General features: G+C 58.4%; 8 protein-coding genes. 5 read left to right on the top strand and 3 right to left on the bottom strand.

Annotation, left to right across the window (positions count from 1 at the left end; all coding sequences use genetic code 11):
* The first annotated feature begins 23 nt into the window (after positions 1–23).
* Genes CX511_RS16510 through CX511_RS16490 form a run of 5 tightly spaced genes read left to right on the top strand, consistent with a single transcriptional unit; the run spans position 24 to position 8,756 of the window.
* Positions 24–2,042: a type VI secretion system Vgr family protein gene (locus CX511_RS16510; RefSeq protein WP_220639155.1), complete on the top strand. Its 2,019-nt coding sequence runs from the start codon at positions 24–26 to the stop codon at positions 2,040–2,042.
* Positions 2,035–2,907 (top strand): DUF4123 domain-containing protein, encoded by an 873-nt coding sequence (locus CX511_RS16505; RefSeq protein WP_045190612.1) that lies wholly within the window; start codon positions 2,035–2,037, stop codon positions 2,905–2,907. Before CX511_RS16510 ends, CX511_RS16505 begins: the two co-directional genes overlap by 8 nt.
* Positions 2,904–6,353, top strand: a complete 3,450-nt coding sequence (locus CX511_RS16500; protein WP_220639154.1) for a toxin VasX — start codon at positions 2,904–2,906, stop codon at positions 6,351–6,353. The genes CX511_RS16505 and CX511_RS16500 overlap by 4 nt, the downstream gene beginning before the upstream one ends.
* Positions 6,346–7,533: a DUF6708 domain-containing protein gene (locus CX511_RS16495; protein WP_231353319.1), complete on the top strand. Its 1,188-nt coding sequence runs from the start codon at positions 6,346–6,348 to the stop codon at positions 7,531–7,533. Before CX511_RS16500 ends, CX511_RS16495 begins: the two co-directional genes overlap by 8 nt.
* Positions 7,534–7,565: 32 nt before the next feature.
* Positions 7,566–8,756: a DUF6708 domain-containing protein gene (locus CX511_RS16490; protein WP_231353316.1), complete on the top strand. Its 1,191-nt coding sequence runs from the start codon at positions 7,566–7,568 to the stop codon at positions 8,754–8,756.
* Positions 8,757–8,830: 74 nt separating this feature from the next.
* On the opposite strand, the gene CX511_RS16485 is transcribed toward CX511_RS16490, so the two are convergent.
* Genes CX511_RS16485 through CX511_RS16475 form a run of 3 tightly spaced genes read right to left on the bottom strand, consistent with a single transcriptional unit; the run spans position 8,831 to position 12,484 of the window.
* Positions 8,831–9,802, bottom strand: coding sequence for a PDR/VanB family oxidoreductase (locus CX511_RS16485; protein ID WP_101291861.1), 972 nt, complete (start codon positions 9,800–9,802; stop codon positions 8,831–8,833).
* A gap of 59 nt (positions 9,803–9,861) precedes the next feature.
* The gene (locus CX511_RS16480) at positions 9,862–11,310 is read right to left on the bottom strand and encodes an NAD-dependent succinate-semialdehyde dehydrogenase (protein ID WP_101291860.1); all 1,449 of its coding nucleotides are present in this window, start codon (positions 11,308–11,310) and stop codon (positions 9,862–9,864) included.
* A gap of 52 nt (positions 11,311–11,362) precedes the next feature.
* Positions 11,363–12,484 (bottom strand): aromatic ring-hydroxylating oxygenase subunit alpha, encoded by a 1,122-nt coding sequence (locus tag CX511_RS16475; RefSeq protein ID WP_101291859.1) that lies wholly within the window; start codon positions 12,482–12,484, stop codon positions 11,363–11,365.
* Positions 12,485–12,578: the final 94 nt, after the last annotated feature.

Here is a 12,578-nt window from a genome sequence, read left to right as displayed (position 1 = left end):
CTCACCCGTTTAAGGACAAACGTATGTTCGCGCCGGCCCATAGCGTGCATTTCGAGTTACTGATCCCCACGGTTCGCAACGACTTCAAAGTGCTGGCTTTCAGCGGTACTGAAGCCATTAGTTGCTTGTATGCGATCAGCGTCGAGCTGGTCAGCGAGTACCCTGATTTCGATCTGGAAAGCCTGCTCGGTCAGCCGGCGTTCCTGCGCTTTGGCTTGCAGGGTGAAGGGATTCACGGGCATATCGAAGATGTTCTGGTCGGCGAATCCGGCAGACGCCTGACCCGCTATCAGCTGACCTTGGTGCCCGCACTGCACTACTTGCAATTCAGCTACAACCAGCGGATTTTCCAGCAACTGACGGTGCCGCAGATCGTTGCCCAGGTGCTCAAGGGCCATGGCATTCAGGCCGATGCTTTTGTCTTTCATGTCCGCACCAGCCCTGAACGTGAATACTGCACTCAATATTTTGAAAGCGACTACGAGCTGATCCTGCGGCTGTGCAGTGAGGACGGGATTGCCTGGCACCACCAGCACAGCCCGGACGGCCATCGGCTGGTGTTCACCGACGACCAGACGTTTTTCCCCAAGCTTGGCGCCACGCCGTATCAGCAAGGCAGTGGTCTGGTGGCGGACCACCCGGTCATCAGCCAGTTCTCCCGGCGCTTCAGCACCCGCACCAGCACGGTCACGCGCCGCGGCTATGACTTCCAGCGGCCAAGCCTGCTGCTGGAGAGCCAGTTCACCGCCGAGTTCAGCCCGGAGCTTGAGGACTACCGCTACCCGTTGTCGATGGACACCGAGAGCCTTGGCAGACAACGCGCCCGCCAGGCCCTGGAGCGGCACCGCTGTGACTACCAGTTGGCCGAAGGTCAAAGCGACCAACCATTTCTGCGCAGCGGCCACTTCTTCGACCTGACCGAGCACCCGCGTAAAGACAGCAACGACTTGTGGCTCTTGCTCAGCGTCACCCATGAAGGTAAACAGCCGCAGGTGCTTGAGGAGTCAGTCCGCAGCGACAGCCAACCCGAAGGCGGCTTCAGCCAAGGCTATCGCAACAGCTTCAGCGCCATTCCCTGGGACGTGTTCTACCGGCCACCGCTGGTCACCCGCAACGCCGTGCTGGTCAGCCAGACCGCCCGGGTTACCGGGCCGGCCGGGGAAGACATCTACTGCGATGAATACGGGCGGGTCAAAGTCGAGTTCCACTGGGACCGTACCGAACTGAACAGCGACAAGAGCAGTTGCTGGCTACGGGTAGCGTCCAGCTGGGCTGGACAGGGTTTTGGCGCGGTGACCCTCCCGCGCATCGGCATGGAAGTGCTGGTCACCTACCTGGAAGGTGATCCCGACCAGCCGTTGATTACCGGTTGCGTGCCCAACAAGCTCACCCCGCAGCCTTACCCGTTGCCCGCGAACAAAACCAAGACCGTGCTGCGCAGCCGTAGCTCGCCTGACAGCGGTGGCTACAACGAACTGTCGATAGAGGACCGCAAAGGCCAGGAGTTGATCTACCTGCGTGCCCAGCGCGACCTGGAGCAAAAGATCGAGAATGACAGCCGCCTGGAAGTCGGTAACGAGCGCCGGGAAACCATCAAGGGCAACAGCATTGCAGTGCTGGAAGCTGAAGACCAGCGCACCGTGAGCGCGGACCGCAAGGTCGAACTCAAGGCCAACGACTACTTGCAGGTCGCCAGCAGCAGCCATACCCGGATCGGACAAACGCTGGCAGTTGAAGCGGGTCAGCAAGTGCACCTCAAGACAGGCGTGCAGGTGATCCTCGATGCGGGGGCCAGCATCACCTTGAAAGGTGGCGGCCAGCACATCGTCATCGGCCCCGGTGGTATTTTCAGCAGTAGCGAAATTCTACTCGGTGGGGCGCCGGTAGCCGGCGTTGCGGCCAAACAAGCGCTGCCAACTGAACTGGCGGCGCTTCAAGCGCCTTTGCTACCCCAGACGCAGCGCGTGGCCTTGATGGCCAAAAAGCCAATCTGTGCGGTGTGCGAAGCGGCGAAACTACAAGCGGGGCAAGCCGATGCGTGAGTTACCGCCACTGCCGCAAGAGTTGCCCTGGATGACACCTGCGTACTTGCTGCTGGACGGTGTCAGCATGCCGGATCTGCTGCAACGTCTGCACCCCTGGGGCAATCCGCCCTACAGCCTGTACCTGAATACACGCTGGCATGAACTGTCAGACATCTCACCCTGTTTGGTTCCGCTCACAGGCCGCGATGATCCGCTGCTGGCGCATTTTCAGGAACACGCCGCCCTCGAGTGGGGCTATTTGCTGTTCAGTGATGCCGATGTCCATCGGCTTTGTGAGCATTGGCGCCACTTGCTCAGTGTTGAACAGGCACAAGGCGTGGAGGTGATGCCGCGCATTGCCGACCCAGCGGTGATGCATCAACTGTTCGGTATCGCGGTGCAAGACGGCAGTGCCCGCTGGTTTGGCCCTGTCACGCATGTTTGCTTGCCGGATGGCGTGGACGCCACCTGGCGGCAACACGCGCGAACACCGCAAGCCAGTGCTGAGCCGGCGTCCTATCGATTGAGCGATCAGGAGCTTACCGCGTTGGGGGACGTCGAGTTTCGCAACACTGTCTCCAGCGTGTGTGAGCACCTGCAACAGTACTTCCCGGATTTCATGGCGACTGTTGCACCGCCTGAGCGTCGTCAGTATGTGCAGACATTAGCGGGCGACGCCTATCAACTAGGCTTTGCCAGCCCACAGGAAATCACCCTGTACGCGAATGTTTTCGGCTACCTGGGCGGGCGGCCGCTGGCTGACCACCCAGACATCGTTCAACTGCTGACGGAATCGACGCCAGATGCCCCATTGACCCGTGTGCGGCGTGCTGCCGAACTGGCCGAACACTGGGCCGCTGACCGACAAGGACGCCTGCTGTGACTGTTCAACACCCCCCCAAGATCAGCGCCAATACTGCCGCCATGGCCAAAAGCATCAAGGACGCACGTGCTCCTCTCGGGGTGTGTCCATTGATGAATACGAAAGTGCAGTTGCTGCCGCTGCGCTACGGCTTGGTCGAGCACCTCGATCCTGCCGCTGAGCTGTCCATGCCATTCAAACTACAGAGCCAGCCGTTGGGCATCCGCCTGTTGCGTGATGGATATCTGTACATCATCGACGACACCAGCGGTTATCTGCATGAGTACAGCATTGAAAAAGGCCAGATCAGCAAGTTGCTCTGGAACAGTCAGGAGGTTGCCAGTGACACACGCACCAGTGCTGTCGGCGAACCACATTTGGTGTTCAAGCGTAATCACACCTTGTATGCCTGCTACTGCGAAATTCAGTGGACGGCCTTCAAATGCGCGCAAGTGCTCACGTCCAGGGACGAACGCCAACGCTTGATGCAGCGGGTCGACCTGCAGAGTGCCTGCCCGCTGCGCGGCGGTGCCAACCTGTTGAGCAAGCCACAGGCAAACAAATGGCTGGCGGAAGTGGCGGAAAACGCCCAGCCGCCCGACGCGACAGGCGCCAGCCAACGGCCAGCGTCCAAAGCCTTTCCCGACGGCGCCAACCCTGAGGAGACACAGCCCTACCACTGGGAAGAGCAGCCGTTGTTCCAGGACACGGAAATTGAAGCACTGACCAGTAAAGTACTCGGTGCTTACCAGGACGATTACCTGTTTCTGGTGCTGCGCGACGACATTGGCGTGATGCGCGACCTGGCCGCCGCCCAACTGAAAGTGGCCGACTGGATCGATCAGTGGAGTGCTGACGACACGCGCCAGGCCCAATACCTCAGTGGTACTTACATCCAGTCCTTGTACACCGTCAATACCGCACGCTTGGTGGCGCAGAGCGAAACCGATTCGGCCATTCGCGCGCTGAAAGATGACACCACAAAGCAACAGCAATCGAGAATCTTTGAGTTTCTAACGGTCCGGCACGAACATCCGGCACCGGGCATCTTCGGTAGCGAACAGCACTGGCGACAAGCGGCCGAGGACAATGTCTATGCCCGTGCCTTTATCGACATGAAAGACGCGCTGGGAGCTGCGCTCTATCAAAAACATCAGGATGCCCTCAACACGCTCAGCCTGGAGAGTTGGCACGCGCTGTACGGCAAGGACATTGGCCAGCGCGGCATCGACGACCTGGTCAAGCGGGCAGAAATGGAAGCCTTTGTCCTGGCGCAGCAAAACCTGCTGAGTCACTGGCATGCCCGCCTGCAAACCCTACGCGACGATCGCCTCAACCTGTTCACCGCCGGCCTGTTCCACCGCGCAGCCTGGTACTACGATTTCACACTCGATGCACAGATCAAGCACCGTCTGGAAACCGAATTCGTTTGTGTGGCGGCGATGTGCGCAGATCGAAACGCTGCGAAAAAACTGGCTGCTTACCTGGAGTCCGACCTGTTGACGGTGGTGCCTGGGCTCGACACCTTGAGCCTGGCAGAGCAAATCGACATTGCAAAAAAACTGGCGGACTTGAGCAGCTTCACCATCAAGGTGCTTGATGCTGCGCAAAGCACCAATAACGTCAATGTATTGAGCAATCAATTTCACAGCTTGATGATTAAACGCCTGCCCAATTACACCAAACTGAATACTCAGTTCATGGGTTTGCAGAGCATGTTGGATGAAGCTTACATCCCGGCCCGACAGCTAAAGATTGCGGATCAACTGGAAAGGGCTCACGAAACCTTCAAGCTAGGCCGCAACATTGACCCCAATGACTACATTCGCCACATCGGGTCGTCGGCAAGGCTGCAGCTGCTCCGTGAATTCTCACGTCAGGGCCTGACGTTACGTGCTGCATCAGTGGCAGAACTCACGGAGTTCAATCAGGCCCGTGAGCATTCGATGAACCTGCGTAGCCAGCTCAAGGAAATCTACAAGCTGCGCAACCGCGAACTGATACGCCAGTCCACAGGTTTCGCCATGGCTGGCAGCGAAGCGGCCTATAACCAGCGCATTGTCCTGCTGAAAGCTGCCTTGATGCCTTTAGAAGAGCGGCTTGCAGGGGCCTTGACCGTCGGTGGCGACAGCCCGGCACAAATTGGCACGGTAATCGATGGCCTGGATCCGCAGTTGCGTGCAGAGATGACCAGGACCGCACGGGACTTCCGGGCTACTGGAACCTTTAACAAGCCGCTATTGGGAACGGTGAAGTCGAAAGGCGACGGGATTGCGTTGGCGTTGTTTGTGATTCAGGGGCTGAAGTTTATTGAGGCGATGAGCGTACTGGTAAAACCTGATCGCTCATTAGCTGACTTTGGCGCGGCAGGGGAATCTTTCTTAGGCATGTCGGCTGCAGGATTTTCGGCAGTACAAGGACTGTCCGTTACGCTTTTTCAAGCGCATATCGAGCAGATGGAAAGTGCTGCTGGCAAGCTCAATACCATGAGCCGCTTGGGGCGCTGGAGTGGGACTTCTGGACTTGGTGCATTCGGTTTTGGCGGCATTGCTGCATCAATCGACTTGGGCAAACACTCACTGCAATGGGGCAGAGCCTTGGCTAAAGGCGATTACAAGGGGCTGGGTGCTGCCACTGTGCAGATTACCGGCGATGGGATATTGGCTGGTACCAACACCTGGGCCGCCAAGCACACAGGCTCCATCATCAAGAACATTTTGAAAACACCGACCGAACTGCGCGCTTTGGCCTGGGCAGAGGCTAGTCCACGGCTTTTGGCCATCGGTGCGCGTGCCAATCTGATAGGCCTGGTCGCCACTGCCCTGCAATTGGTGGGTGAGGGGTTATACAACTACTTCAATCTGTATGATCTGCAAGCGTGGATGGAAACCAGTACTTGGGGCAACAAATCCAGGCACCGCACCCTGCAAGACGAGTGGAGTGAACTGGCGAGGGTCGTGCAAAAGCCAACCTGTGAACTGATCCGCGATGAAAAACAAACCTACTTGAAACTGGTGCTGCCTGGCATCAGCACTCAGGAAATGGACCAGCGCAAGTTACAGCTACAAGCCTACGAACAGGTCCGTGATAACTACGTACACCAGCCGTACAGGCGCAACCTGCCGCCAGCAAGCTGGAAAGAACGCACCGCCATATGGGCCACGCGTTTCATCGTCGTCAGTGAAGGGCAACAAGCACTGACGCTGCATTTGCCGATCAATGATTGCGAGCAAACCTCAGATTTCGCCCTGGCCTTCACCATCGCCTACCAATTGGACGCTGAACGCGATGTACTCCACCAAACCACTTTTGTCCTGCGTAACCTGTACATCACCCGCTCTTATGGTGTGACCATCATGGCCAAGGGTACCTATCGACTCGACTCGGTAGAGAGCATGCCCCCCGGAACAGGCAAGGCCCCTTTCAGGCTGTTCATCAGAGACGACTTGGCGACTGTCGATGTTTAGCAAACTGTTCAAACGCCAAGAAAAAGCCGTTGCCACCGAACCTGCACCAGACATTCGCAGTCAGCGCCCCAGTGCCGGTGAAATCCGGGGCAAGGGATTGAACGAAACCCTGTTTCTGTCGCCCTTGCCCGTATACACAGGTCAGTCCCAATCATCTCGTCGCAACTTTTCGCAGATGAACGATACCTATCTGGAGTTGGGTGGTAGTAACCGGGGAATGGTAGAGCAAGGGAAGATACTAGCCGCAGGGATCTGGATGCTGTTGTTTTCTGCATTTATTGCACCTGTTCTTATCATCACCTATGGAGTAGTTTTCTACCCTGAGAACTTTCCTACACCATTTAAAGATCTAGCAATGGCCGTCCAGGTATTTTCTGGATATACGCTTTTAGGCATTCTCCCATTCGGCGCCTACGTATACGGAATGATCTCTAGCGTCTACGAGGCCGCCAAAACCTACCCCGTACGCTTCAACCGCCAACGCCGCGAAGTCTGCTACGTCGACTCCAAAACCCATCGGGTCCTGATCGTTCCTTGGGAAAGTGTGGTCGCCTGGGTGGCCAATACCCAGGGCGTCACCAGCTATGGCGCGACTCGCCAGTACACCTTGGGCATGGGCCTGGAGGATGAGGAACAAGACACCGTGCAGTTTCTGCTGCTGCCGCAGCCTAGCGACGCCCATTCACTGGGAATGTGGACGTCGATCCGTAATTACATGGAAGACGGGCAATTGGTGGATACACCGAGCCCGCTAATGGCCTTAGCGGGTTTGACCCCGAGCGAAGATCGGCTCAAGCCCTACGAAGGGTTGCACACTTTCGAAGTCGAACGCGAAGACGCTCGCGCGCTGGGCTCTCTAGATGATGGTGGAGAGCATTTAACAGCCGAGGAGCGGGAGCGTTATGGCTATTCCAAGCGATCCCGATGGCCCTTGCGATTCTGGTACATCCGCCGAGTGCTGGTGTTCTGGAAAATGCCTTACCTGCTTGCCGAATGGGGCCATCGAAAAGGGCGTCCGACATTGCCGGAATCCGTGCAGGCATGGTCACAGCCGCTGCCACCGGAGCAGTGGGCAAAGCCAAGCGCAGCCTTGGTGAAAGCCAATAAGGTCGTCAAAGAGGCGATGGACAAAAAAGGCTTAACCTTTGTCGAGGCATGCAAGGCGGCGGGCTTACATTGATGGCACGTCAAGGGGCGGGGTGGTGAAGGGTGATGTTTAAGAGGCTGCTCAAACGCAAAGACAAAAGCGTCGCTACTGAGCCGGCTCTGGACATTCGCAGTCAGCGCCCCAGTGCCGGTGAAATCCGGGTCAAGGGATTGAACGAAACCCTGTTTCTGTCGCCCTTGCCCGTATACACAGGTCAGTCCCAATCATCTCGTCGCAACTTTTCGCAGATGAACGATACCTATCTGGAGTTGGGTGGTAGTAATCGGGGGATGGTTGAGCAAGGGAAAATTTTGGCAGCGATGATTTGGATGGTGTTATCTACGGCCTTTATTGCGCCTATTCTAATTGCTATTTGGCTTGTGGTTTTTAGCGCCCCGGAAGTCGACCAAAAATTTTTCGAAATTGTTGGAGAAGGTGTGCAAGTTTTCGCCAGTGGTGCACTCCTATTTATTATTCCGTTTGGAGCCTATGTATACGGCATGGTCTCCAGCGTTTACGAGGCCGCCAAAACCTACCCCGTACGCTTCAACCGCCAACGCCGCGAAGTCTGCTACGTCGACGACAAAACCCATCGGGTCTTGATCGTACCTTGGGAAAGTGTGGTCGCCTGGGTAGCCAATACCCAGGGCGTCACCAGCTATGGCGCCACCCGCCAGTACACCTTGGGCATGGGCTTGGAGGATGAGGAGCAAGACACCGTGCAGTTCCTTCTGCTGCCGCAACCCAGCAATGCCCATTCACTGGGAATGTGGGCGTCGATCCGTAATTACATGGAAGACGGGCAATTGGTGGATACACCGAGCCCGCTAATGGCCTTAGCGGGTTTGACCCCGAGCGAAGATCGGCTCAAGCCCTACGAAGGGTTGCACACTTTCGAAGTCGAACGCGAAGACGCTCGCGCGCTGGGCTCTCTAGATGATGGTGGAGAGCATTTAACAGCCGAGGAACGGGAGCGTTATGGCTATTCCAAGCGATCCCGATGGCCCTTGCGACTCTGGTACATCCGCCGAGTGCTGGTGTTCTGGAAAATGCCTTACCTGCTTGCCGAATGGGGCCATCGAAAAGGGCGTCCGACATTGCCGGAATCCGTGCAGGCATGGTCACAGCCGCTGCCACCTGAGCAGTGGGCAAAGCCAAGCGCAGCCTTGGTGAAAGCCAATAAGGTCGTCAAAGAGGCGATGGACAAAAAAGGCTCAACCTTTGTCGAGGCGTGCAAGGCGGCGGGCTTACATTGATCAGGGCGCGACCGTCTTGCCCGTTGTAGCCGCAGCCTGGCGGCAGCGGCTACGAGTTGATTACCTGGTCATTCCTACAGATCCAGCACCAACCGCGCCGAGCGCGCCCGCGACACACACAGCATCATGCTCTGTTGCGCGGCCTTTTCGTCGTCGCTCAGGTACTGGTCATAATGCTCGGCTTCACCTTCCAGGATCGCCGTCTCGCAGGTGCCACACACGCCTTCACGGCACAGGCATTCGACCTTGGCGGCCTTGGATTTTTCAATGGCCTGAAGAATGGTCATGCCTTCTTCGACCTGCAGTTCGGTGCCGGAGCGGGCCAGCACCACGGTGAAGGCTGCACCGGTTACCGGGGTGGCGGCGAACTGTTCCCAATGCACGCGTTGTTCGGCGATGCCGGCGTTGCCCGCAGTGGCGATTACGGCATCGATCAGCGGCTTGGGGCCACACACATACAGGTGCGCATCCTCAGCCAGGCCCGCGCACAGCGCGCTCAGGTCGAGCTTGCGATCGAGGCTGTCGATGTAGAAGTGGGTGTTGTCCGCATGCGGACCATTGGCCAGTTGTGTCTGGAAGGCGCCGTGTTCCGGTGCGCGGAAGGCATAGTGCAGCTCGTAGTCGGTGGCACCGCCTTCGAGTTCGTGCAACTGGGCCAGGAACGGGGTAATGCCGATGCCGCCGGCGATCAGCACATGGCGACCGGCGCTCGGGTCCAGCGCGAACAGGTTGTTCGGCGAGGAGATGGTCAAGCGGGTGCCGACTGCAACCTGCTGGTGCATGAATGCCGAGCCACCTTTGGATTGCTCTTCCAGGCGCACGCCAATCTGGTAGCTGCGAGTGTCTCGCGGGTCGCTCATCAGCGAATAGGCATTGCTGAACTGGCTGCCGTCGGCACTCTGCATCTGCACGATGACATGGCTGCCACCGGTGAAGGCGGGCATCGGCGCGCCATCTTCGCGGGCCAGGGTGAAGCGCTTGATCAGCGGCGTGGCCTGTTCCACTTCGGTCACGTGCACGCTGAACATTTCATATGTGTTGGCCATGGTTCACCTCGACTGCAGGGGCACGCGGCAGGCCCTGCCGCGTCCCGGAACCGGTGCGCTCAGACGGCGAGGCACAGGTATTTGATTTCCAGATAATCTTCGATGCCGTACTTGGAGCCTTCACGGCCCAGGCCCGATTGTTTGATGCCACCGAATGGCGCGACCTCGTTGGAGATCAGGCCGGTATTGATTCCGACCATGCCGTATTCCAGCTGCTCAGCGACCTTGAACACCCGGGCGATATCGCGGCTGTAGAAGTAGGCGGCGAGGCCGTACTGGGTAGCGTTGGCCAGGGCGATGACTTCGGTGTCAGTGGTAAAGCGCACCAGCGCCGCAACCGGGCCGAAGATTTCTTCTTCCAGCAGCTCCATGCCCGGGCCGACATTGGCCAGCACGGTCGGCTCGAAGAAGTTGCCACCCAACATATGGGCCTGACCGCCGAGTACCCGTTCAGCGCCTTTGCCGACAGCGTCGTCGATCAGGCTGCGAACTTTGGCCACTGCTTTGTCGCTGATCAGCGGACCGATCTGCGTGCCTTCGGCGCTGCCATGGCCAACGCCCAATTGGCGCACGCGTTCGATGAAGCGCTGGCTGAACTGCGCATAGACGCTGTCATGGATATAGAAGCGGTTGACGCACACGCAGGTCTGGCCAGCGTTACGGTATTTGGCCATCAGCGCGCCTTCGACAGCCGCATCGATGTCGGCGTCGTCGAACACAATGAACGGTGCATTGCCGCCCAGTTCCAGGCTGACTTTCTTGATGGTTTCGGCGCACTGGCCCATCAACAGGCGGCCCACCGGGGTCGAGCCGGTGAAGCTCAACTTACGTACCGCCGGATGGCCGGTGAACTGCGCACCAATGGCCGGGGCATCACCGGTCACCACACTGAACACGCCGGCAGGCACGCCAGCGCGCTCGGCCAGTTCAACCAGGGCCAGGGCGCAGAAGGGTGTTTCGTTGGCGGGTTTGACCACCATGGTGCAGCCAGCGGCCAGGGCAGGGGCGACCTTGCGGGTGATCATCGCCGCCGGGAAGTTCCACGGCGTGATGGCGGTACACACGCCGATGCCTTGCTTGATCACCAGCAGGCGTTTGTCATTGGCCGGGCTCGGGATTACATCGCCGTAGACGCGTTTGCCTTCTTCGGCGAACCATTCGACAAAGGAGGCGGCGTAACGGATTTCGCCCAAGGCTTCGTGCAGAGGTTTGCCCTGTTCGAAGGTCATCAGCTGGGCCAGGTCGTGTTCGTGTTCGAGCAGCAGTTCGAACCAGCGGCGCAGGATCTGTGCGCGGTCCTTGGCGGTGCGGGCGCGCCAGTCGGCCAAGGCCGCTTCGGCGGCTTCGATGGCACGTTTGGCTTCGGCGCCACCCATCAAGGGCACATGGCCGAGCAGCTCGCCGTTGGCAGGGTCGGTTACCGGCAGGCTACGGCCATCGTCGGCGTCGCACCAGCGCCCGGCAATGTAGGCCTGTTGGCGCAGCAGCGTATTGTCATTGAGTTTCACGCAAGGTACTCCGAAGCGCGCCGCACAGCCAAAGGCCGGCGGCGCCGCGTTATCAGTCGTCGAGGTGGGCGACGGCGATCAGGTTGTGGAAGTGGGCGATGCCGTGTTCGCTCATGCCGCTGCGCTCGCGGTCGGCCATGATCCGGCCCTGGCCACGGTAGCCGCGGGATTTCAAACCCTTCTGCACGCTTTCAACCAGACGCAGGTCTTCTGGGCGGAACACTTCGCGGTACCAGTCGATCAGCTTCTGCTGTTCTTCGCTGATGTCCTTGTTGAGGAAGTAGATGTCGTAGTGCTGCAGGGTGGTTTCGGCATCGACCGGGAACTCGTAGATCACGGTCATGAAGTTCGCCCCTGGTGGCACGTTGAACATGGTGCACGGCCAGGCCCAGAAGCCGGCGAAGGACGGATCTTTCACGCTCTCGTCGAACGTGAACGACTGCTCCGAAGGCTTGGCCAGGCCGTACTGCAGGGTCCAGTTACCATGCAGGTTGTGGCTGTACTGCCCGACGTCTACCGAGTCGGCGAAGCCTGGGTGGGCCGGGGCGCAGTGGTAGCACTCCAGGTAGTTGTCGACGATCGACTTCCAGTTGGCCGGAGTATCGCTGACAAAGCGTGCCGCCAGGTGCAGATCGTCGATGACAGCACAGGCTTCACGCATGCGCTTTTGCAAACCTGGCAACTGGTCTTCGACGGAGCCAGCGTCCATGTCCATATTGATGAAGATGAAGCCTGCGTACTCTTCAACGCGCAGCTGTACCAGCGACGAATTCTCTTTGTCGAAGTTGACCACGTTGTCGCAGTTACGCGCGTGGGCAAGGTCGCCATCGAGCTTGAAGGTCCAGGCGTGGTACGGGCAGGTGATGACGTTCTTGGCTTTGCCGCTGCCGCTGAGCAATTGGTGGCCGCGGTGCGGGCAGACGTTGTAGAAGGCGCGCAGGACGCTGTCGCGACCGCGTACGACAATGATGCTTTCACCGATTACTTCACGGGTAATGTAAGCATTGTTCTCGGCGACTTCGCTGCGATGACCGACACAGATCCAGCTACGGGCGAAGATGGCTTCTTTCTCGTGCTCGAATACTGAGGCCTGGGTGTAGAAACTGGCAGGGATGGTGAACGCCTCTTCGGCGTTGGCGCAAAAGTCAGCGGGCAGGCGTTTGAAGTCATTCATGATTGGGGTCTCACAAGCTCGGTTTTTTAGTTATTGGTTAACGCGTATCTATCAGTTAACAAGTCAGGCAAAAAAATTTGTCAGCAAGGAGCGG

This window comes from Pseudomonas sp. S06B 330, from assembly GCF_002845275.2.
In the GTDB taxonomy this organism is placed as follows: Bacteria; Pseudomonadota; Gammaproteobacteria; order Pseudomonadales; family Pseudomonadaceae; genus Aquipseudomonas.
The sequence above is the reverse complement of the archived record's forward strand: the minus strand, read 5'-3'. Positions and strand labels throughout refer to the sequence as shown.

Coding starts and splice junctions, on each gene's coding strand:
- CX511_RS16510 (WP_220639155.1), top strand. CDS start 24: ATGTTCGCGCCGGCCCATAGCGTGCATTTCGAGTTACTGATCCCCACG.
- CX511_RS16505 (WP_045190612.1), top strand. CDS start 2,035: ATGCGTGAGTTACCGCCACTGCCGCAAGAGTTGCCCTGGATGACACCT.
- CX511_RS16495 (WP_231353319.1), top strand. CDS start 6,346: ATGTTTAGCAAACTGTTCAAACGCCAAGAAAAAGCCGTTGCCACCGAA.
- CX511_RS16490 (WP_231353316.1), top strand. CDS start 7,566: ATGTTTAAGAGGCTGCTCAAACGCAAAGACAAAAGCGTCGCTACTGAG.
- CX511_RS16485 (WP_101291861.1), bottom strand. CDS start 9,802: ATGGCCAACACATATGAAATGTTCAGCGTGCACGTGACCGAAGTGGAA.
- CX511_RS16475 (WP_101291859.1), bottom strand. CDS start 12,484: ATGAATGACTTCAAACGCCTGCCCGCTGACTTTTGCGCCAACGCCGAA.